At 68.9% G+C, this 19,727-nt stretch carries 22 protein-coding genes, 3 tRNA genes and 1 pseudogene; 2 read left to right on the top strand and 24 right to left on the bottom strand.

The features are described 5' to 3' along the window. The 13 genes and pseudogenes from KUTG_RS61775 to rplJ form a co-directional block, all read right to left on the bottom strand. Positions 1–203 (bottom strand): annotated as a pseudogene (locus tag KUTG_RS61775) (hypothetical protein); the annotation flags it as partial. Between the two features lie 14 nt (positions 204–217). Continuing rightward, entirely contained in the window at positions 218–454 is a 237-nt protein-coding gene (locus KUTG_RS29970) for a hypothetical protein (RefSeq protein ID WP_043721483.1), read from the bottom strand. Positions 455–500: 46 nt separating this feature from the next. Further along, positions 501–1,766, bottom strand: coding sequence for an MCE family protein (locus tag KUTG_RS29965; protein WP_043721482.1), 1,266 nt, complete (start codon positions 1,764–1,766; stop codon positions 501–503). After that, positions 1,766–2,923 carry an MCE family protein gene (locus KUTG_RS29960; protein ID WP_043721480.1) on the bottom strand — a complete coding sequence of 386 codons (1,158 nt, stop codon included), beginning with the start codon at positions 2,921–2,923 and terminating at the stop codon, positions 1,766–1,768. The genes KUTG_RS29965 and KUTG_RS29960 overlap by 1 nt, the downstream gene beginning before the upstream one ends. Then, positions 2,920–4,104, bottom strand: coding sequence for an MCE family protein (locus tag KUTG_RS29955; protein ID WP_157495641.1), 1,185 nt, complete (start codon positions 4,102–4,104; stop codon positions 2,920–2,922). Before KUTG_RS29955 ends, KUTG_RS29960 begins: the two co-directional genes overlap by 4 nt. Further along, positions 4,104–5,087: an MlaD family protein gene (locus tag KUTG_RS29950; RefSeq protein WP_043721478.1), complete on the bottom strand. Its 984-nt coding sequence runs from the start codon at positions 5,085–5,087 to the stop codon at positions 4,104–4,106. The genes KUTG_RS29955 and KUTG_RS29950 overlap by 1 nt, the downstream gene beginning before the upstream one ends. Beyond that, positions 5,084–6,109 (bottom strand): MCE family protein, encoded by a 1,026-nt coding sequence (locus KUTG_RS29945; protein WP_043721476.1) that lies wholly within the window; start codon positions 6,107–6,109, stop codon positions 5,084–5,086. Before KUTG_RS29945 ends, KUTG_RS29950 begins: the two co-directional genes overlap by 4 nt. Then, complete coding sequence (locus tag KUTG_RS29940) at positions 6,106–7,428, bottom strand: MCE family protein (RefSeq protein ID WP_043721474.1); 1,323 nt, start codon at positions 7,426–7,428, stop codon at positions 6,106–6,108. Before KUTG_RS29940 ends, KUTG_RS29945 begins: the two co-directional genes overlap by 4 nt. Further along, positions 7,425–8,243 (bottom strand): MlaE family ABC transporter permease, encoded by an 819-nt coding sequence (locus KUTG_RS29935; RefSeq protein WP_043731096.1) that lies wholly within the window; start codon positions 8,241–8,243, stop codon positions 7,425–7,427. The genes KUTG_RS29940 and KUTG_RS29935 overlap by 4 nt, the downstream gene beginning before the upstream one ends. 10 nt (positions 8,244–8,253) lie before the next feature. After that, on the bottom strand, positions 8,254–9,042 hold the full coding sequence (locus KUTG_RS29930) for an MlaE family ABC transporter permease (RefSeq protein ID WP_043721472.1): 789 nt from the start codon (positions 9,040–9,042) through the stop codon (positions 8,254–8,256). After that, complete coding sequence (locus KUTG_RS29925; protein WP_052395570.1) at positions 9,039–10,292, bottom strand: ABC transporter ATP-binding protein; 1,254 nt, start codon at positions 10,290–10,292, stop codon at positions 9,039–9,041. Before KUTG_RS29925 ends, KUTG_RS29930 begins: the two co-directional genes overlap by 4 nt. Positions 10,293–10,521: 229 nt before the next feature. Continuing rightward, positions 10,522–10,908 carry a 50S ribosomal protein L7/L12 gene (rplL, locus tag KUTG_RS29920; protein ID WP_043721471.1) on the bottom strand — a complete coding sequence of 129 codons (387 nt, stop codon included), beginning with the start codon at positions 10,906–10,908 and terminating at the stop codon, positions 10,522–10,524. Positions 10,909–10,966: 58 nt separating this feature from the next. Next, positions 10,967–11,533 carry a 50S ribosomal protein L10 gene (gene rplJ, locus KUTG_RS29915; RefSeq protein WP_043721469.1) on the bottom strand — a complete coding sequence of 189 codons (567 nt, stop codon included), beginning with the start codon at positions 11,531–11,533 and terminating at the stop codon, positions 10,967–10,969. A 284-nt stretch (positions 11,534–11,817) separates the two neighbouring features. On the opposite strand from rplJ, the gene KUTG_RS29910 reads away from it, so the two are divergent. Next, positions 11,818–12,360: a hypothetical protein gene (locus tag KUTG_RS29910; RefSeq protein WP_043721468.1), complete on the top strand. Its 543-nt coding sequence runs from the start codon at positions 11,818–11,820 to the stop codon at positions 12,358–12,360. Between the two features lie 64 nt (positions 12,361–12,424). Here KUTG_RS29910 and rplA read toward each other — a convergent pair whose 3' ends face one another. The 5 genes from rplA to KUTG_RS29885 all read right to left on the bottom strand — a co-directional run bounded on the left by rplA (position 12,425) and on the right by KUTG_RS29885 (position 15,211). Continuing rightward, the gene (rplA, locus tag KUTG_RS29905) at positions 12,425–13,144 is read right to left on the bottom strand and encodes a 50S ribosomal protein L1 (protein ID WP_052395569.1); all 720 of its coding nucleotides are present in this window, start codon (positions 13,142–13,144) and stop codon (positions 12,425–12,427) included. Positions 13,145–13,216: 72 nt separating this feature from the next. Further along, complete coding sequence (gene rplK / locus KUTG_RS29900; RefSeq protein ID WP_043721464.1) at positions 13,217–13,651, bottom strand: 50S ribosomal protein L11; 435 nt, start codon at positions 13,649–13,651, stop codon at positions 13,217–13,219. 85 nt (positions 13,652–13,736) lie between these two features. Beyond that, positions 13,737–14,594: a transcription termination/antitermination protein NusG gene (gene nusG / locus KUTG_RS29895; RefSeq protein WP_043721463.1), complete on the bottom strand. Its 858-nt coding sequence runs from the start codon at positions 14,592–14,594 to the stop codon at positions 13,737–13,739. A gap of 76 nt (positions 14,595–14,670) precedes the next feature. Continuing rightward, positions 14,671–15,108 (bottom strand): preprotein translocase subunit SecE, encoded by a 438-nt coding sequence (gene secE, locus KUTG_RS29890; protein WP_043721461.1) that lies wholly within the window; start codon positions 15,106–15,108, stop codon positions 14,671–14,673. A 30-nt stretch (positions 15,109–15,138) separates the two neighbouring features. Further along, positions 15,139–15,211 (bottom strand) — tRNA-Trp (locus KUTG_RS29885). Positions 15,212–15,382: 171 nt separating this feature from the next. Here KUTG_RS29885 and KUTG_RS29880 point away from each other — a divergent pair. Continuing rightward, positions 15,383–16,624 (top strand): pyridoxal phosphate-dependent aminotransferase, encoded by a 1,242-nt coding sequence (locus KUTG_RS29880; protein ID WP_043731093.1) that lies wholly within the window; start codon positions 15,383–15,385, stop codon positions 16,622–16,624. Positions 16,625–16,811: 187 nt separating this feature from the next. On the opposite strand, the gene KUTG_RS29875 is transcribed toward KUTG_RS29880, so the two are convergent. The 6 genes from KUTG_RS29875 to KUTG_RS64075 all read right to left on the bottom strand — a co-directional run. Continuing rightward, a complete protein-coding gene (locus KUTG_RS29875) occupies positions 16,812–17,237 on the bottom strand; it encodes a MaoC family dehydratase (RefSeq protein ID WP_043721460.1) in 426 nt (141 codons plus the stop codon). Continuing rightward, positions 17,237–17,686: a MaoC family dehydratase N-terminal domain-containing protein gene (locus tag KUTG_RS29870; RefSeq protein ID WP_043721458.1), complete on the bottom strand. Its 450-nt coding sequence runs from the start codon at positions 17,684–17,686 to the stop codon at positions 17,237–17,239. Before KUTG_RS29870 ends, KUTG_RS29875 begins: the two co-directional genes overlap by 1 nt. A gap of 74 nt (positions 17,687–17,760) precedes the next feature. Continuing rightward, positions 17,761–17,925, bottom strand: coding sequence for a 50S ribosomal protein L33 (rpmG, locus tag KUTG_RS29865; protein ID WP_015105301.1), 165 nt, complete (start codon positions 17,923–17,925; stop codon positions 17,761–17,763). A 141-nt stretch (positions 17,926–18,066) separates the two neighbouring features. Continuing rightward, positions 18,067–18,139, bottom strand: a tRNA-Met gene (locus KUTG_RS29860). A 51-nt stretch (positions 18,140–18,190) separates the two neighbouring features. Beyond that, positions 18,191–18,266 (bottom strand) — tRNA-Thr (locus tag KUTG_RS29855). A 77-nt stretch (positions 18,267–18,343) separates the two neighbouring features. After that, a partial coding sequence (locus tag KUTG_RS64075; protein WP_043721456.1) for a putative bifunctional diguanylate cyclase/phosphodiesterase occupies positions 18,344–19,727 on the bottom strand: 1,384 nt, incomplete at its 5' end.

The raw sequence follows: 19,727 nt of genomic DNA, 5'->3' as shown, positions 1-19,727 counted from the left end.
TGGGCTGCTGGCCGTTGTTCGGCGTGACGTCGACCACGGCGATGGCGATCATGGTCTTTTGTGCCGGCCCGGTCGTCCAGCTCGGTCACCGCGGCGTCCGTCACCTTCGCGGTCGAGGTGGTCTTCCCGGCGGCGAGCTGCTCCTTCCAGTGGGCCTCGTTCTGCTTGATGACCGTGGACAGGTCACCGGTGGAGGACTGCACCAGCCTGTTTTATATCAGACCGTCCCGGGTCCCTTGAAGTCGATGGTGTAGAAGTTGATCAGCTCCTGCTTGCCGACCCGCAGCACGTCGTCCCGGTCGGTGGCGAACTGCACCGACTCGTCGCCCGAGGCGCCGAGCCAGCCCACCAGCGACACGCCGCAGAAGATCAGCGCCGCGATCAGCAGCACCGCCGCCACCGCGGACAGCGCCGACAGCCATCGGTTCGCCTCGGTTGTCTGCTGGTTCGCCATGCCTCTCCAGGTTCGACGTCGGTCAGGGTAGGCCTACTCGTCGCGGTCAGCCCGGTAGGCCGAGCAGCTGGGCCAGGCCCGCCGGACCCAGGTTCGCGCCGCCGAGCCCGGGTAGCAACCCGGCCAGCGGGCCCAGGCCCGACACGGCCGACTGCGACTGCTGTCCCTGGCCGCCACCCGTGCCGGCCACCGGCGTCGCCGGCTTGCCGCCGTACGGGGCGTTCTGCGCACCGCGCACGTCGATCGGGCTGCCCGTGGGTTCGGCACAGTACGCCTGCGTGTTGGGCGCCGCCGGGGTGGTCACGTCGCCGGCGCGCCGGGCCGTGCCCTCGTAGCCCTTGGTGCACGGCGGCGGGTCGAACAGGTTCACGGCCAGGCCGAAGTGGGCCGTGCCGTCGCCGGGCACGACCGTGTACGAGCCGCCGACCACCGCCGGGTAGGTGACGAGGATCTGCTCGAGGCCGTCGCGGCGGGGCAACAGGATCTGCGAGGTCGTGAGCAGGTTGGCGGTCAGGTTGCCCAGCGGCACGCCGCTGTCGCGGAGCACGCCGTCGAGCTGGTCGGCGGCCTGCGGCGCGTTGGCGATCAGCGTGCGCAGGTCGCCGTCGGAGCTCTTCAGCTGGGCCGCGAGCTGGGCCAGGCTGTGGCTGAAGGACAGGATGTCCGAGGACTTGTCCAGCTGCGTCTGCAGCACCGTGCTGCCGTCGGCGAGCAGCTTGGTGGTCTGCGGCAGGTTCTGGGCCGCGGCCTGGGTGAAGCTGCTGGTGGTGTCGAGCAGCGTCTGCAGGTTCGGGCCCGTGCCCTGGAAGGCCGTGTCCAGCTCGTCGACGACCGTGCGCAGCGACTGCGTCGGTACCGAGCCGGCCAGGTTGTCCAGGTTGGTCAGCAGTCCCTGCACCGGCGGCGGGGTCTGGGTGCGGGCCTGCGGGATGGTCGCGCCCGAGGCCAGATAGGGCCCGCTGTCGGTGCTCGGCCGCAGGTCGACGTACTGCTCGCCGACCGCGGACCGGTCGGCCACGACGGCCTCGGAGTTGGCCGGGATCCGGGTGTCGTCGGAGTCGATGTCGAGCTCGACGCTGACGCCGTCCTTGGTCAGCGCGAGCGGCCCGACCCGGCCGATGGTCACGCCGCGATAGGTCACCTCGGCGCCGGTGAAGATGCCGCCGGAGTCGGCCAGCGCGACGTTGATCGCGTAGCCGCGGGGGCCGAAGAGGCGGTCGACGCCGGCGTAGCGGAAGCCGGCGTAGCTCACGCCGACCAGCGCGATCACCACGAAGGCGACGATCTGGAGCCGCACCCTGCGAGTCAGCATCAGTGCCCACCCCCACCCAGGAGTCCGCCGAGCAGGCCACCGAGACCGCCGGAGCTGGAGCCGCCCGGCGGCGTGGGCAGCGGCAGCGGAACGCCGTTGCCGGACCCACCGGTCAGGCCGGGAATGCTGGGCAGCAGGCTCTGCCGGGACCGGCCCAGATTGGACACCACGTCGCCGAGGTTGAGGTCCAGGTCGGCGTACAGGTTGGTGTAGTCGCCCTTCACGCCGGCGACCGTCGCGTCCGGGAACGGGAAGGTCAGCAGCAGCTGGAGCGACTTGGGCAGGTTCTGCCCGGACGCGGCCAGCTGGGTCAGCGCCGGCTGGAGGTCCTTGAGGTCGGCGATGAGGTCGGCCTGGCTCTTGTTCACGGTGTCGACGGCGACGCCGGACAGCGAGCTCAGCGAGTTCAGCATCGTCACCAGCTGGTCGCGCTGCTGGGTCAGCACCGCGAGCCCCGGCCCGAGGTTGTCGATCGCCCCCGCCAGCTCGTCGCGCTGCGTGTTCAGCGTGCCGGACAGGCGGTTGAGGCCGTCGAGCGCCCGCGTGATGTCGTTGCGGTGAGCGTCCAAATTGGACACGACCGTGTTCAGGTTGGTCAGCAGCTGGCGGATCTGCGGCTCGTTGCCGGACAGCGCGCTGTTGAGCTCCTTGGAGATGTCCTGGATCTGGCCGATGCCGCCGCCGTTGAGCAGCAGGGACAGCGCCCCGAACACCTCTTCGACCTCGGGATTGCGGTTGGTCCGGTCCAACGGGATGGTCGCGCCGCCGGCCAGCCGGCCGGTGGGGTTGTTGGGCGCCACCAGTTCCACGTACTTCTCGCCGAGCAGGCTGGATTGGCGCAGCTGCGCGGAGGCGTTGGCCGGCAGCTTCACGTCGCCGTTGACCTCGACCGTCACGTCGGCGGTCCAGCCGTCCGGGCCGAGGCCGACCCTGGCCACCTTGCCGATGGCCACGTCGTTGACCTTCACGCCGGCCTGCGGCACCAGGTCCAGCACGTCCTTGAACTCGATGTGCACCTCGTACGGGTGGTCGCCGAGGTCGGCGCCGCCGGGCAGCGGCAGGTCGTAGACGCCGCCGAACTCGCCGCCGCTGCACCCGCCGAGCACGGTCACGGCGGCCACGGCCAGCACCGCCAGCGCGGGGATTCGACGCCTCACTTCTCACCCCCGACGATGGACTTGCCGAGCAACGGCACCGGCAGCGGCGGCAGCTTGCCCTGCTGCAACGCCTCGATGACCTGCGCCGCCGAGGGCAGTGGCAGCGCCTTCTCCAGCACGCCGGCCAGCTGCCCGCAGGCGTCGGACAGGATCTGCGGCACGTTCTTCGGCGTCGTCTGCTTGATCAGGTTGCACACCATGGTGATCGGCGGCTGGGTGAGCTCGTTGATGTCGGCTCGGGTGTCCAGCGTGCCCGAGGCGGCGTTGTAGCTGTTCTGCAGGTTGCCCAGGGCCAGCGGCGCGATGTCGAGCGTCTCGGCCAGCGCGGCCCGCTGGTCGACCAGCACCTTGGTCACGTCGGCGAGCTTGTCCACATTGGACTTGATCTCGCCCCGGTTGTCCTTGATGAAGCCCTGCACCTGGCCCAGCGCGGTGGACAGCTGGTTGAGCGCGTCACCGAGGTCGGTGCGCTCGCCGGCCAGGTAGCCCGAAACCTGGGCCAGCTGGTCGTTGAAGGTCCGCACCTGCTGGTCGCTCTGGGCCAGCGTGGTCACGAACTTCTGCAGGTTGTCCACAGTGCCGAACAGGTCGTCCTTGGACCCGGACAGCGTCGCCGTGGCCTGCCCCAGCTGCTTGATGGTGTCGTTGAGGTTCTGCCCGTTGCCGGCCAGGTTGGCGGCGGCGGTGTTGAGCAGGTCCGACAGCGCCCCGTCCTTGTTGGCGCCGTTGGGCCCCAACGTCGTGGTCAGCTTGTCCAGGCTCTGGTACAGCTGGTCCAGCTCCACCGGCGTGGCCGTGCGCTCACGGGGAATGGTCGCGTTGTCGGCCATCCGCGCGCCACCGGTGTAGACCGGCGTCAGCTGCACGTAGCGGTCGCTGACCACGCTGGGCGACACCACGACCGCCTGCGCGTTGGCCGGCACGGTCACCGACTTGTCCACCGACAGCTCCACCTTGACGGTGGTGCCCTGCGGCGTCACGGTGTCGATGCTGCCGACCCGCACGCCGAGCACCCGCACGTCGGAGCCCGGGTAGAGGCCGACCGCGGCCGAGAAGTACGCGGTGATCCTGTTCTGGTTGGTGGCCGACAGCAGCCACCACACGGCGGTCGCGACGACGAGCGCCAGCACGCACACGATGGCGACCGCCTGCGCCAGGCCGAGTCGGGTCCTGGTGGCCATCATGGCGAGCACCCCTCGGGATTGATGGGGCCGATGGAGGGCGGCAGCAGCCCGCAGATGTAGGTGTCGAACCAGCGGCCGCTGCCCAGGGTGTTGGCGAACACCCGGTAGAACGGGGCCAGGTCGGCGATGCCCTTGGACAGGTTGGCCTGGTTGCGTTCCAGCACCGTGGTGACCTTCTCCAGCTGCTGCAGCGCCGGCTGGAGCTGGGCCTGGTTGTCGTTGACCAGGCCGGACAGCTGCGCCGACAGCGCCTTGGTTCCGGTCAGCAGCTGGGTGATGGCGCTCTCCCGGTTGCGCAGCTCCTGCAGCAGCAGGTTGCCGTCCGAGAGCAGCGTCTGGAACTCCTTGTCCCGGTCCGAGATCGTCTTGGTGATCTGGTTGGTGTTGCTCAGCAGCTGGGCCAGCTGCTGGTCGCGGGAGGAGATCGTCTTGGACAGGGCGGACAGCCCGTTCAGCGCGGTCTTCACGTCCTGCGGGGTGTTGGCGAAGGTCTGGGACAGCACCTCGAAGCTCTGCGCCAGCTGGTTGGTGTCGACCTGGTCGACGGTGGTGGCCAGGCCGTTGAAGGCCTCGTTCACGTCGTACGGCGACAGCGTGTGGTTGCGCGGGATGGCCGTGCCGGGGTCGAGGGCCTTGGCGCCAAGCGGGTCCAGCGCCAGGTACTTCTGGCCCAGCAACGTCTTGATCTTGATGGCGGCCGTGGTCTGGTCGCCGACCCAGGCGTCGTCCACCCGGAAGTCGATCCTGACGTGGTCGCCGTCCAGGCTGACCGAGCGGACCTTGCCGACCTTCACGCCGGCCACCCGCACCTCGTTGCCCGGCACCAGCCCGGCGGCCTCGCTGAAGTCGGCCGAGTAGGTCGTGCCGCCACCGATGATGGGCAGGTCGTCGGCGAAGAACGCGGCCAGCATCAGCAGCGCGATGACGGTCAGGCCGACGGCCCCGATGATCAGCGGATTGCGCTCACGGAAGGGCTTCACGCCTTGCACCTCGCCTGGGTCACCGGCGCGACGGGCAGCGTCACCGGGGAGATGATCGGCGGCACCGCGACCGTGCCGCTGGCGCTGCACAGGAAGAAGTTGAACCAGGAGCCGTAGGTGGCGGTCCTGGTGATCGTCTCCACCTTGCCGGGCAGCGTCTGCAGGAACTGGTTGAGCGTGTCGTTGTCGCCCAGGTTCTTGGACAGCACGCCGAGCTGCGCGATGTCGTTCTTGAGCGGCTCACGGCCCTGCTGGAGCAGACCGGCGGTGCTGTCGGCCAGGTCGCCCAGCGCCGCGATCGAGTCGCCGATGGGCTTGCGCTCCTGGGCGAAGCCGGTGACCAGCTGCTGCAACTGGGAGATCAGCGTGGACAGCTGGTCGCCGTGCGCGTTGACGGTGTCCAGCACCGAGTTCAAGTTGTCGATGAGCTGCCCGATCACCTTGTCCTTGTCGGCGATCGTGGTGGTCAGCGACGCGGTGTGGGCCAGCAGGCTGTCGATGGTGCCGCCCTCGCCCTGCAACACCTGGATGATCTCGTACGACAGCTTGTTCACGTCGTCCGGCGACAGCGCCTGGAACAGCGGCTTGAAGCCGTTGAACAGCACGGTCAGATCCAGCGCGGGCTTGGTGTGGTCCAGCGGGATGGTGCCGCCCGCCGGCAGCATCGAGTTCGGGTCGCCCGCGCCCGGCTCCAACGCGATGTAGCGCTGGCCGACCAGGTTGCGGTACTTGATGGTCGCGGTGACCGAGGACGGCAGCCGGTGGCCGCCGTCGATGGAGAACGCCACCTGCGCCTGCCGGCGGTCCACCACCTGGATGCTGTCGACCGACCCGACCCGGACACCGGCGATCCGCACGTCGTCGCCCACGTTCAGGGACGTGACGTCGCTGAACCGGGCCGAGTAGTCGCTGGCCGAGCGCAGGTCGATGTTGGCGATGGTCAGCGCGAGCAGGGTGGTGGCCAGCACGGTGATCACCATGAAGATGACCAGCTTGGTCAGCGGCCCGGCGATGCCCCTCACTTGAGCGTCACCTCCGAACCCCGGTAGAGCGGGCCGACCAGCAGGCCACTGGCGCCGGGCACGTCGTTGGGCGACAGGCCCATCGACGGTCCGAGCAGCAGGGAGAGCATGTCCAGCTCCTGGGTCGAGTTGGGCAGGCCGAGCGACGCCGACTGGGTCATGGTGGACGTGGCCGCGCCAGCCGGCAGGATGCCGTCGTTCACGCTGCGGGCCGGCGTCGGCGCCTTGGAGCCGTCCTTGAGCGGGCCGTCCGGCGGGTACTGCGGGAACGGGTTGGGCGCGGGGACCAGGTCGTAGCAGCGCGGGCCGCGGGTGTCGGCGTAGCGCGGCTCGTCCTGGTTGGGCACGTACTTGCCGCGGTTGGCGGTGATCTCCAGGGTGATGTGCAGGCCCGGGTTGTCGGTGCCCTTGCCGAAGGCCTGCTCGATGCGCGGCGCGAAGCCGGCGATCTGCTTGAACAGGCACTGGTACTCGGGCGCGTACTTGGCCAGCACGTCCAGCGTCGGCTTGGCCGTCGCCACCAGGTTGATCAGGTTGTTCCGGTTGGCGTACAGGAAGTTCGTCAGATCGCCGCTGGCCGTCGTCACCGATGAGTACAAAGTGGACAGATTCTGCCTCTGCTCCACCAGGGTCTTGCTCGTCGTGGTCAGGTCCGACAGGGCGTTGACCAGATCCGGCGCGGCCTTGTTGTAGGTGTCCGAAAGGGACGCCAGCTTGGTGATGTCGGCGTCCAGGTTGGGCAGCGACGGGGTCAGCTGGCCGAGGTAGGAATCCAGCTGCACCAACGTCTTCCCGAGCTGCTCACCCCGGCCCGACAGCGCCTGGTCGATCGCGGTCAGCGTGGTGGCCAGCTTTTCCGGCTGCACGGCCTGCAACACCGGCATCAGGTCGTCGAGCACCCGCTCCAGCTCGATCGCCGAGCTGCTGCGGTCCTGCCCGATCACGTCGCCGGCGGCGATGGACTTGGCCGAGGGATCGTTGGGCAGCACCAGATCCACGTAGCGCTCGCCGAACAGGGTCTTGGGCAGCAGCTGGGCCGTCACGTTGGACGGGATCAGGCCCACCTTGTCCGGTTGCAGCGCCAGTGCGAGCTGCGCACCGTCCCCTGTGGACGTGATGGCCGAGACCTCGCCGACGATCAGCCCGCGCACCTTGACGTCCGACTGCGTCTGCAACTGGTTGCCGACGTGGTCGGTGCGCAGCAGCACCGTCACGGACTTGGTGAACGTGCCGGCGTACACGGCGATGCAGAACCACACGATCAACGCGATGACCGCAATGAACGCGACGCCCATGAGCCTGCGCCTGGCGACCCTCATCCGGCGATCCTCACCGTCGTGGTGGTGCCCCAGATGGCCAGGCTCAGGAAGAAGTCCAGCAGGCTGGTGGTCACGATGGCGGTCCGCACCGCGCGGCCGACCGCGACGCCGACGCCGGCCGGGCCGCCGGTGGCCCGGTAGCCGTAGAAGCAGTGCACCAGAATGATCACCACGCTGAAGACGAGCACCTTGCCGAACGACCAGAGCACATCGACCGGTGGCAGGAACAGGTTGAAGTAGTGGTCGTAGGTGCCGGCCGACTGCCCGTACACCTCCACGGTGATCGTGCGCGCCGCCACGTACGAGGTGAGCAGGCCGATCACGTACAGCGGGATGACCGCGATGAAACCGGCGATGATGCGCGTGGTGACCAGGAACGGCAGGCTCGGCACGCCCATCACCTCCAGCGCGTCGATCTCCTCGGAGATGCGCATCGCGCCCAGCTGCGCGGTGAAGCCGGAGCCGACGGTGGCCGACAGCGCCAGGCCCGCGACCAGCGGCGCGATCTCGCGGGTGTTGAAGTACGCGGAGACGAAACCGGCGAAGGCCGAGGTGCCGATCTGGTTGAGCGCGGCGTAACCCTGAAGGCCGACAACGGTTCCGGTGAAAACCGACAGACCGACCATCACGCCGATGGTGCCGCCGATGACCGCCAGCGCCCCGCTGCCGAAGCTCACCTCGGCCAGCAGCCGCAGCAGTTCCTTGAAGTAGCGGGTGAGCGTGCGCGGCGTCCAGGCCAACGCCTTGATGTAGAAGGCGAGCTGGTCGCCGAAGGTGTCGAGTATCTCAAGTGGACGGTTCACCGCCCGGCGCATCGAGGCCACGTCACATCCCCTTCGCCGGAACCAGCTGGAGATAGATCGTGGTGAGCACGAAGTTCACGAAGAACAGCAGCAGGAACGTGATGACCACGGACTGGTTCACCGCGTCGCCGACGCCCTTCGGTCCGCTGCCCGGGTTCAACCCGCGGTAGGCGGCCACGATGCCGGCCAGGAAGCCGAAGATGACCGCCTTGATCTCGCTGATCCAGAGGTCCGGCAGCTGGGCCAGGGCCGAGAAGCTGGCCAGATAGGCACCGGGCGTGCCGCCCTGCAGGATCACGTTGAAGAAGTAGCCGCCGAGCACGCCGACCACGCTGACCATTCCGTTGAGCAGCAACGAGATCAGCATGGACGCGAGCACACGCGGCACCACGAGGCGCTGGATCGGCGAGACGCCGAGCACCTCCATGGCGTCGATCTCGTCGCGGATCTTGCGGGAACCGAGGTCCGCGCAGATCGCCGAGCCACCGGCGCCGGCGATCAGCAGCGCGGTCACGATGGGGCTGGCCTGCTGGATGATCGCCAGCACGGAGGCCGCGCCGGTGAAGGACTGTGCGCCGATCTGCCGGGTCAGCGAGCCGAGCTGCAGCGCGATCACCGCGCCGAACGGAATCGAGACGAGCGCCGTCGGCAGGATGGTGACGCTGGCGATGAACCAGCACTGCTGGATGAACTCGCGGACCTGGAACGGACGGCGGAACACCATGCGGGTGGTGTCCAGGCCGAGTGCGAACAGCCTGCCGGTCTCCCGCAGCGCGCCGGCGCCCGGGAAATTGGTCGTCGGTGCGGTCACTTCTCACCGCCCCGACGCAACCAGCCCCGCTTGCGCCCCGGTTCGGGGACGGCGGCGGCCGGCGCGTCGTCGGAGTTCAGCGCGCCGGACTGCGGCTGCCACTCGCTCTGCGGCAGGTTCGCGGTGCGCGGGTACGGGGTCGGCCGCGGTGTGGGACTAGGGGCCGGAGTCGGAGCCTGGTTCGCCGTGGACGTCTGCACCGGCGGCTGGACCTGCGTCACGCCCGCGCTGGCGAACACACCGTAGTGCGCCTGCTCTTCGCGGGTCAGGCTGTTGATGATCGCGTCCTGGGCCGTGGCCGGCAGCGTGTGCAGGATCTGCATCACGCGGTCCCGGCGGCGCTCGACGGCCCGGCGGATCGGCAGGCCAGCGGTCGGCTCCAGCTGCGGCACGATGCCGGTGCCGCCGCCGCCCTTCGGGCCGCCGAGCGTGCCGGAGGACCCGCCGGCCCGCAGCGCCGCCAGCTCGGCGGCGGCCTGGCCGGCGTCCTTCTCCTCGCTCATACCGATCGGGCCTTCGCGCCGTCCCATCAGGAACTGCTCGACGACCGGCTCGGTCGAGGTGAGCAGCACCTCGCGCGGGCCGAACATGACCAGCTCGCGCCGGAACAGCATGCCGATGTTGTCCGGCACGGTGCGTGCGGTGCCGATGTCGTGCGTGACGATGAGGAAGGTGGCGTCGATCTGCGCGTTCAGGTCGACGATCAGCTGGTTCAGGTAGGCCACGCGGACCGGGTCGAGACCCGAGTCTGGCTCGTCGAACAGGATGATCTCGGGGTCCAGCACCAGCGCCCGGGCCAGGCCGGCGCGCTTGCGCATACCGCCGGAGATCTCGCCGGGCAGCTTCTTCTCGGCCCCGATGAGGCCGACCATCTCCATCTTCTCCAGCACGATGCGCCGGATCTCCGCTTCACCCTTTTTGGTGTGCTCGCGCAGCGGGAAGGCGATGTTGTCGAACAGGTCCATCGAGCCGAACAGCGCGCCGTCCTGGAACAGCACGCCGAACAGCTTGCGCACGTCGTAGAGCCGGTGCTCCGAGCAGCGCACGATGTCGGTGCCGGTGATGACGATCCGGCCGTGTTCGGGCTTGAGCAGACCGACCAGGGACTTGAGGAAAACCGACTTGCCGGTGCCCGACGGACCGAGCAGGACACTGATCTCGCCGGGAGGCAGGGTCAGCGACACGTCCCGCCAGATGGTCTGCTTGCCGAAGGACTTCGACAGCCCCTCGACGACCACCTCGACGCCCATCCGCACCTCCTCGTGACCCGAATTACTCCGAGTGCGAATTGTGCACCCCGCAGCGCAGCGACGCCGTGGGACGTCGTCACCCTGGTGCAACGACCACGGACCGCGAAGGTTACTGACGAGTTTCCCCCGATCGGGAACCCGTTGCCGACCCGTTATGGTCCAGATGCAGCAGAGGCGGCCACCCTAACGGGTGACCGCCTCTGCGGGGAACAGCTGTGGAGCTACGAGATCACTTGAGCGAGATCTTGGCGCCAGCGGCCTCGAGCTTCTCCTTGGCGGCCTCGGCGGCCTCCTTGGCGACCTTCTCCAGGACCGGCTTCGGAGCGGACTCGACCAGCTCCTTGGCCTCCTTCAGGCCCAGGCCCGAGACGACCTCGCGGACGACCTTGATGACCTGGATCTTCTTGTCGCCGGCCGACTCCAGCACGACGTCGAACTCGTCCTGCTCCTCGGCGGCCTCGGCCGGAGCAGCGGCGCCACCCACGGCGGCGACGGCGACCGGCGCGGCGGCGGTGACCTCGAAGGTCTCCTCGAACTGCTTCACGAACGCGGACAGCTCCAGGAGGGTCATCTCCTTGAAGGCGTCGAGCAGCTCGTCGGTGGTGAGCTTAGCCATGATGGCGTTCCTTCCTCATGAATAACGTGGCCGCCATGCAGGCGGGGATGTGGCTTGGTCAGGCCTCGGCCGGGGCGTCGGCCGCAGCCTCGACCTCGGCGGCCGGCGCACCGGCGGCCTTCTTCTCCTGCAACGCGGCGGCCAACCGGGCGACCTGCGAAGCAGGCGCCTGGAACAGGCCGGCGGCCTTGGACAGGTTGCCCTTCATGGCGCCGGCGAGCTTCGCCAGCAGCACCTCACGGGAGTCGAGGTCAGCGATCTGCGCGACCTCGGCGACCGAGAGGGCCTTGCCGTCCATGTAGCCGCCCTTGATGACAAGGGCCTTGTTGTCCTTCGCGAAGTCACGCAGCGCCTTGGCCGCGTCGACCGGCTCGCCCTCGACAAATGCGATGGCGGTCGGGCCGACGAGCAGGCTCTCCAGCCCCTCGACGCCAGCGTCCTCGGCGGCACGCTTGACCAGGGTGTTCTTCGCGACGGTGTACGTGGTGCCCTTGCCGAGAGCGCGCCGCAGCACGGTGAGCTGCGCCATGGACAGCCCGCGGTACTCGGTGACAACCGCAGCCGAGCTGGCCCGGAACTTCTCCGAGATCTCAGCAACGGCGGTGACCTTGCCTGGCTTCGCCATGGTCGCCTCCTCTCTGCTTGGTAGCGGGGACCCGCGAACACATCGCGGGCGACCGCTGGAGGAGGTCCTGACAAGAGAAAACGCCCCTGCGCAGAGCGGCACGGGGCGTCAAGATCATGGGCGCGAGCGTTGCTCACGCAGATACAGCTGCCTCGTCCTCCTGCGCGGGCCGTCCGCTCTCGCGGAACCTTCGTCTGGACAGGCCAGACACCAGCGGTCTTCGGTGGAACTGGAACAAGGGTAGCAACCCGGTGCCCGTTACTCCAAAACGCTAGCCTTGACCGGTGGCGAAGGAGCGGCGGCGGCGCGCGTACCTCCCGGCCGGCATCGTGATTCTGGCGGTGCTCGGCGGCGGTCAGTACTACCTGTCCAACATCTTCGCCCCCGCCGACACCGGCCCGGGCGGCTCGACCGGCTCGGGCGCGGCCGGCGGCGGCCAGCCCCTCAAGGGCGAGGCCGATCCGAACTTCGTCGTCGTCTCGGCGTACGCGGCGGTCGCCGCCGACGAGCCGGATCTGGTGTGCAGCAGCGTGCTCGGCGGGATCGGCGGCGTGAGCTTCGCCAAGGACCTCGGCGCGGCCAACTGCGCCGAGGCGATCCACAAGGCGTCCAAGGCGGTCACCGATCGCAACGCCTACGCCGGCGTCACGGTGCCCCAGGGCGCGGTGCACAAGGACGGCACCGCGGCGGCGACGGTCTACTCCTGCGCCATGTCCATCACCGGCGGCGAGTCGCTGGGCACGTTCAAGGTCGGCAACACGGCCAACGGCTGGATCGTCCTGGATCACCAGCCCGACCCGCCCAGCTGCCCGCCGGCCGGAAGCTAGGCGGACAACGGAAAAGGGCCGCACCCCTCGCGGGATGCGGCCCTCTCGTTCAGCTGAGTCGCACTCAGACGCTGGCCTCGTCGGTCAGCAGGTTGCGGGTGCGGTTCGGGTCGACCGGGATGCCGGGGCCCATGGTGGTGGAGAAGGTGACCTTCTTCAGGTACCGGCCCTTGGCGGCAGACGGCTTGGCCCGCAGCACCTCGTCCAGCGCGGCCGCGTAGTTCTCCACCAGCTTGTCGGTGTCGAACGAGGCCTTGCCGATCACCAGGTGCAGGTTGGCCTGCTTGTCAACCCGGAAGTTGATCTTGCCGCCCTTGATCTCGGTGATCGCCTTGGCGACCGCCGGCGTCACGGTGCCGGTCTTGGGGTTGGGCATCAGGCCACGGGGGCCGAGGATGCGGGCGATGCGACCGACCTTGGCCATCTGGTCGGGCGTCGCGATCGCGGCGTCGAAATCGAGCCAGCCACCCTGGATGCGCTCGATCAGGTCGTCGCTGCCGACGGCGTCCGCGCCGGCGGCCTCGGCCTCGGCGGCCTTGTCACCGGTCGCGAACACGATCACCCGAGCGGTCTTGCCGGTGCCGTGGGGCAGGTTGACGGTGCCACGAACCATCTGGTCGGCCTTACGGGGGTCGACACCAAGACGGATCGCGACCTCGACGGTGGCGTCCAGCTTGACCTTGGAGGTCTCCTTCGCCAGCGTGGCGGCCTCGAGCGGCGAGTACAGCCGCTCCTTGTCCACCAGCTCGGCGGCCTGACGGTAGGCCTTGCTGCGCTGCATAATTCTGTCCTTCGTGGATCAGTAGTGGTGACGAGCTGCGCCCAGCTCTCCCACGCGTTCGGAAAGTGTGGTGGGTCAGCCTTCGACCGTGATGCCCATGGAGCGCGCGGTGCCGGCGATGATCTTCGCCGCCTGGTCCACGTCGTCGGCGTTGAGGTCGGTCATCTTGGTCTGGGCGATCTCTCGCACCTGGGCCCAGCTGACCTTGGCGACCTTGGTCTTGTGCGGCTCGCCGCTGCCCTTCTCCACACCGGCGGCCTTGAGCAGCAGCTTCGCGGCCGGCGGGGTCTTGAGCTTGAAGTCGAACGAGCGGTCCTCGTACACGGAGATCTCGACCGGCACGACGGTGCCACGCTGCGACTCGGTCGCGGCGTTGTAGGCCTTGCAGAACTCCATGATGTTGACGCCGTGCTGGCCGAGCGCCGGGCCGACGGGCGGCGCGGGGTTGGCGAGACCGGCCTTGATCTGCAGCTTGATGATCGCTGCGAGCTTCTTCTTCTTGGGTGGCATTTCGTGTGTCCTGTTATTCGTGTGGTTCCGCGCGGAGGCCCTGCCCGCCACCCGCGTGGCTGCTCGGCTCCCTGTCGGGAACCGGTCAGATCTTGGAGACCTGGGTGAACGACAGCTCGACCGGCGTCTCGCGACCGAAGATCGACACGAGCACCTTCAGCTTCTGGCCGTCCGCGTTGACCTCGCTGATGGTAGCGGGCAACGTGGCGAACGGGCCGTCCATGACGGTCACGGACTCGCCGACCTCGAAGTCGACCTCGACGGTGGGCTTGGACGCGGCGGCGGACTTCTTGCCGCCCTCGGCCTTGGCCGTGTCCTGCTCGACCTGCGGCAGCAGGAACTTGAGCACGTCGTCCAGGCTGAGCGGGGACGGCTTGGAGGTGGCGCCGACGAACCCGGTGACACCGGGGGTGTTGCGCACAGCACTCCAGGAGGAGTCGATCAGTTCCATCCGGACCAGGATGTAGCCGGGCAGCACCTTGCGCTGCACCTGCTTGCGCTGGCCGTTCTTGATCTCGGTGACTTCCTCGGTCGGCACCTCGACCTGGAAGATGTAGTCCTCCATGTCCAGGGTCTGGATGCGCGTCTCGAGGTTGGTCTTGACCTTGTTCTCGTACCCGGCGTACGAGTGCACGACGTACCAGTCGCCGGGGGCGTGCCGCAGCGCGGCCCGCATCTCCTCGGCGGGGTCCAGGTTCTCGTCGACGGCCGCGTCGCCCTCGGCGGCGTCGCTCACAGCCGCGTCGGTCTCGGCGGCGGCCTCGTCGGCCTGCGCGTCGGTGTCCTCGGACTCCTCGGGCTCGACCTGCTCGACCTCGGTCTCCTCGGCCACGTCCAGGTCGGACTCGACGGCCGCGTCCTCGTCGCCGGTCACGGCGTCGAGTTCCTGCTCGTCGATGTCAGACAGCTCCTGGCCGGCGGCGGCGCCGTTCTCGGAGGTCACAGCTGGGTCTCGCTTCCTCTCGTGCGTCAGTGTCCGGTCGCTCATGCCGGCGACCGGTGGCCCCGCACCCGTTCGACTACTTGCCGAACAGGAAGGCCACGCCCTGGAAGAAGGCGTAGTCCAGACCGAAGACCAACGCCACCATCACGGCCACGAACACCAGCACGACGATCGTGTACGTCAGCAGGTTCTTGCGGGTCGGCCAGATGACCTTGCGCAATTCGGCGACGACCTCGCGGAGGAAGCGTGCGAGACGCTTGAAGACGTTGGGGCGCTTGACCTTGCGGTCACGCGCCGCCGTCTCCACGCCCTGCTCGCGCTTCGATTGCGTGGTCCTGCCGGTGCTGCTGACAACCTTGGCCGAGTCGGCTTTGGCCGACTCAGTCTGGTCGCTGCCGCTCTCCGGCGCGACCTGGCGGGCGGAGGCGCGACGCTCGCGTCGCGCTGCGGCGGTGACCGGACGAGCAGCGCCCTCGCGCTTCTCTGCCCGCTCCTGCTCGCGGTCCTCGCTCACGCCATCCTCCGCTCACCAAAAGCATCGATGCAGGGGCGACAGGACTTGAACCTGCAACCTGCGGTTTTGGAGACCGCTGCTCTGCCAGTTGAGCTACACCCCTTTGAGGCCGTCTTCAGCCGTCCCACGAGCTTCGTGGGAACAGGCCTCATCACGTCCCGGCTCGACGAGTCTACGGCACGAATGGGTGGTCACTGCAACCGCACTGGTCAACAGCGTTGTTCGGGCCCCCCGGACGCAAATTCGGTGGGTGGCGTCTGCCACCATGAAGGCCATGGCAGCCCCCGAAGCTCCCCCTGTTGACAGCCCCGCGGCCCGCCGCCGCGTCTCCGCCCGCATCGGCGGCATCGCCGAGTCCGCCACCCTCGCAGTGGACGCGAAGGCCAAGGCGCTCAAGGCGGCCGGCCGCCCGGTGATCGGATTCGGCGCAGGCGAACCCGACTTCCCGACGCCCGAGGCGATCGTCGAGGTGGCCGCGGCCGCCGCCCGCGACCCCCGCAACCACCGCTACACGCCCGCGGCCGGCCTGCCCGAGCTGCGCGAGGCGGTGGCGGCCAAGACGCTGCGCGACTCCGGCTACCAGGTGCAGCCGAGCCAGGTGCTGATCACCAACGGCGGCAAGCAGGCCGTGTACCAGGCGTTCGCGACCCTGCTCGACCCCGGCGACGAGGTCATCCTGCCGGCACCGTACTGGACCACCTACCCCGAGGCGATCGCGCTGGCCGGCGGCGTCCCGGTGCAGGTCACGGCGGACGAGTCGACCGACTACCTGGTCACCGTCGAGCAGCTGGAGGCGGCCCGCACGCCGCGCACCAAGGTGCTGCTGTTCGTGTCGCCGTCCAACCCGACCGGCGCCGTCTACGACCGCGAGCAGACCGAGGCGATCGGCCGCTGGGCGTTGGAGCACGGCATCTGGGTCGTCACCGACGAGATCTACGAGCACCTGGTCTACGACGGCGCGCAGGCGCACTCGCTGCCCGTGCTGGTGCCGGAACTGGCCGATACCACCGTGGTGCTCAACGGCGTGGCCAAGACGTACGCGATGACCGGCTGGCGGGTGGGCTGGATGATCTCCCCGGCCGATGTGACCAAGGCCGCCGCCAACCTGCAGTCGCACCTGACCTCGAACGTGGCCAACGTGTCGCAGCGGGCCGCGCTGGCCGCCGTGTCCGGCTCACTGGACGCCGTGTACGCGATGCGCTCGGCCTTCGACCGCCGCCGCAAGACCATGGTCGAGCTGCTGTCGGCCATCCCCGGCGTGCACTGCCCGACCCCGAAGGGCGCGTTCTACGCCTACCCGTCGGTCAAGGGCCTGCTGGGCAAGGAGATCCGCGGCCAGCGGCCGCAGACCAGCAGCGAGCTGGCCGCCCTGGTGCTGGAGCACGCCGAGGTGGCCGTGGTTCCGGGCGAGGCCTTCGGCACCCCCGGCTACTTCCGCCTGTCCTACGCCCTCGGCGACGAGGACCTGGTCACCGGCGTCAACCGCATGGGCGACCTCCTTCGCGAGGCCAAGTAGCGGTTCTGTTTGGAAGGCGGCTTTCCTGGCATTGAACGCCGCTCGGCTTAAGTGTCAAGTCATCTGAAAATAGATTGAGAACGCCTGAGCTTAACTGTATGGAGCGAGTACGATGAAAAGAGGCGCGGAGGTACGTGTAAACTTGCTGTCTTAAGTATACCAAACTTCCCAGCATCACACCGTCGGACTAGCCGAGCTTGACGGTGGCGGTGGGGCGGCCGAGCACGGTCTGCCCCTCGAAGGTGACGGTGACCGACACCTTGGCGGTGCCGTCCTCGCGGACCTCGGTGACCTTGCCGGTGATCTCCAGCAGCGCGCCGACGCCGTCGTTGGGCACCGGCACCGGCCGGGTGAACTTGGTGGTGGTCTCGATCACGGCGCCCGGGTCGCCGACCCAGTCGCTGACCAGCTCGTTGGCCAGGGCCATGGTCAGCATGCCGTGGGCGATCACGCCGGGCAGGCCCACCTCGTCGGCGAAGCGCTCGTTCCAGTGGATGGGGTTGAAGTCCAGCGACGCGCCGGCGTAGCGGACCAGGTCGTCGCGCTTGACCCGGACCTGCTTGGCCGGCAGCTCGTCGCCCAAGGTGGCCTTGGATGCGGGCAGCCTGCTCATCACGCGTCCTCTCCGCGGGCCACCAGCAGCCCGGTCGACGTGCACACGGCCTCGCCGTCCTCGGTGGCGATCTCGGCCCGGATGGTGAGGAAGTCGTTGCCCATGCGGGTCTGCACGTCGTCCACGTGCGAGGTGGAGACCAGCCGGTCGCCGGCGACCATGGGCCGGTGGTGGACGAAGGTCTGCGAGCCGTGCACCACCCGGCTGTAGTCCAGGCCAAGCTCGGGGTCGTCGACGATGACCGAGGTGGCCTTCATGGAGATGATCGTGGCGAAGGTCGGCGGCGCGATCACGTCGGCGTAGCCGGCGGCCCGCGCGGCCTCGGGGTCGCGGTGCAGCGGGCTGGTCGCGCCCACCGCGTCGGCGAACTCGCGGATCTTCTCGCGGCCTACCTCGTACACGTCACCCGGCGGGTAGCTGCGTCCTGTGAACGACTGGTCCAGTGGCACCGGGCCAGGTTAGAACGCGGAGAGCCCGCCACCGACATGCGGGGCGGGCTCTCGGGTGCTGCATGGGGAAACCGTCAGCGGGTTTCCTTGTGCGCACGGTGCGTCTTGCAGTTCGGGCAGAACTTCTTGATCTCCAGGCGGTCGGGGTCGTTCCGACGGTTCTTCCTGGTGATGTAGTTGCGGTGCTTGCACTCCTCGCACGCGAGGGTGATCTTCGGTCGCACGTCGGTCGCAGCCACGGGGCACCTCTCCTATCGATAGTCCCCCGTGCCGGGGGTCCAGGGGGCGAGCCCCCTGGCTGGGGGTCTGGGGCGCGAGCCCCAGAGTGGTGGCGGAGCGACGCGGCTCGCGTTCTCCGCGAGCACACGTACCCCATCGCGTAGCGATGGCCGGACTTGAACCGGCGACACAGCGATTATGAGTCGCTTGCTCTACCAACTGAGCTACACCGCCCTACACGCAGAGCAGCCGCGATGCCATGAAGCTGAGCACCGCGGCGATCTCTGGAGCCCCAATACGGAATCGAACCGTAGACCTTCTCCTTACCATGGAGACGCTCTGCCGACTGAGCTATTGGGGCCTGCTCTTGCGGAGCGATTAGAACTCTAGCGCACGACCCCGCTGATCACGAAATCGGGTGGTGGCCGCCGACCTGCGTCAACTGACCAACGTGAGAACCGTCTCATCCCGCAGGCCACGGGCCCGAATCGTCCGCGCCCGCAGCCAGGCCTCGAAGCGCTCCTCGGACAGCGGCCGGGAGATCAGGTAGCCCTGCGCGACGTCGCAGCCCATGCTCACGAGCTGCTCGCGGGCCGAGTCCTCCTCGACGCCCTCGGCCACCACGGTCAGGCCGAGCGAGTGGCCGAGCTCGACGATGGCCCGCACCACGGCCATGTCCGACAGGTCGGTGCCCATGCCGAGCACGAAGGACTTGTCGATCTTCACCTCGTCCACCGGCAGCTGTCGCAGGTAGGCCAGTGAGGAGTAGCCGGTGCCGAAGTCGTCCACGGCCAGCGTCACGCCCATCGCGTGCAGCCGGCGCAGCACCGGCAGCGCCCGCTCGGGGTCGGACATCACGCCGGACTCGGTCAGCTCGAAGGTGAGCAGCTGCGGCGGCACGTCGTAGCGGCGCAGCGCCTCGGCCACCAGGTCCGGGAAGTTGGCGTCGGCGAGGTTGCGTACGGACAGGTTGACCGCGGCGGACATCCGCAGCCCCCGGTCCAGCCACGACCGCACCCGCTGCAGGCCCTGGTCCATCACGAACGAGGTGAGCGCGTCGACGAGGCCGGTAGCCTCGACGGCCGGCACGAACTCGTCCGGGTCCAACGGCCCGAACTCCGGGTGCCGCCACCGCACCAGCGCCTCGACGCCGACGACCTGCCGGCTCGGCAGCGCGATCTTGGGCTGGTAGTGCACGGTGACCTGGCCGGTCTCCAGCGCCGAACGGAACTGCGTGACCAGCTGGAAGCGCCGCAGGAAGATCTGGCCCATGCTCGGCGCGTAGCCGCGCACCGGGTCGCTGCCGCTGTGCGCGGCCTGCACCGCCACGTCGGCCCGCTGCAACAGCGTGTCGACGTCAAGCGTGTCGTCGCCGTCCTCGGCAGTGTTGGCGACGTAGCCGATCAGCGCGCTGGCCTCGATGGTCAGCTTGTCCACCGGGTACGGCATGGACAGCCCCGCGCGCAGCTTCTCGCCGATCTCCTGCGCCTGCTCGTGCGTCCGGTCGACCAGCAGCGCGGCGAAGGAGCCACCCTCCAGCCGGGCCAGCGGCACCTCGCCGCCGAGGGCGTCACGCAGGCGCCGGCTCGCGGCCAGCACCATGCGGTCGCCCCACGCGTAACCGAGGGCGTCCGCCACGCCGGACATCACGTCCAGGTCGATGCGCATCACGACACACGACTCGTCGCCGCGCACTGGATCGCCGGCGACCTCGCGGAAGCCGGTGCGGTTGAGCAGGCCCGTGAGCGGGTCGTGGTACGCGTGGTGACGCAGCCGCCCGACCAGGCGGCGGTTGTCCATGGCGGTGGCGAGGTGGCTGGAC

The organism is Kutzneria sp. 744, from assembly GCF_000568255.1.
Classification (GTDB): domain Bacteria; phylum Actinomycetota; class Actinomycetes; order Mycobacteriales; family Pseudonocardiaceae; genus Kutzneria.
The sequence above is the reverse complement of the archived record's forward strand: the minus strand, read 5'-3'. Positions and strand labels throughout refer to the sequence as shown.

Bases quoted from the DNA above. Each gene is read 5' to 3' on its own strand.
- KUTG_RS29970 (WP_043721483.1), bottom strand. From the start codon at position 454: ATGGCGAACCAGCAGACAACCGAGGCGAACCGATGGCTGTCGGCGCTG.
- KUTG_RS29965 (WP_043721482.1), bottom strand. From the start codon at position 1,766: ATGCTGACTCGCAGGGTGCGGCTCCAGATCGTCGCCTTCGTGGTGATC.
- KUTG_RS29955 (WP_157495641.1), bottom strand. From the start codon at position 4,104: ATGGCCACCAGGACCCGACTCGGCCTGGCGCAGGCGGTCGCCATCGTG.
- KUTG_RS29940 (WP_043721474.1), bottom strand. From the start codon at position 7,428: ATGAGGGTCGCCAGGCGCAGGCTCATGGGCGTCGCGTTCATTGCGGTC.
- KUTG_RS29935 (WP_043731096.1), bottom strand. From the start codon at position 8,243: ATGCGCCGGGCGGTGAACCGTCCACTTGAGATACTCGACACCTTCGGC.
- KUTG_RS29925 (WP_052395570.1), bottom strand. From the start codon at position 10,292: ATGGGCGTCGAGGTGGTCGTCGAGGGGCTGTCGAAGTCCTTCGGCAAG.
- rplL (WP_043721471.1), bottom strand. From the start codon at position 10,908: ATGGCTAAGCTCACCACCGACGAGCTGCTCGACGCCTTCAAGGAGATG.
- rplJ (WP_043721469.1), bottom strand. From the start codon at position 11,533: ATGGCGAAGCCAGGCAAGGTCACCGCCGTTGCTGAGATCTCGGAGAAG.
- rplK (WP_043721464.1), bottom strand. From the start codon at position 13,651: ATGCCACCCAAGAAGAAGAAGCTCGCAGCGATCATCAAGCTGCAGATC.
- KUTG_RS29880 (WP_043731093.1), top strand. From the start codon at position 15,383: ATGGCAGCCCCCGAAGCTCCCCCTGTTGACAGCCCCGCGGCCCGCCGC.
- KUTG_RS29875 (WP_043721460.1), bottom strand. From the start codon at position 17,237: ATGAGCAGGCTGCCCGCATCCAAGGCCACCTTGGGCGACGAGCTGCCG.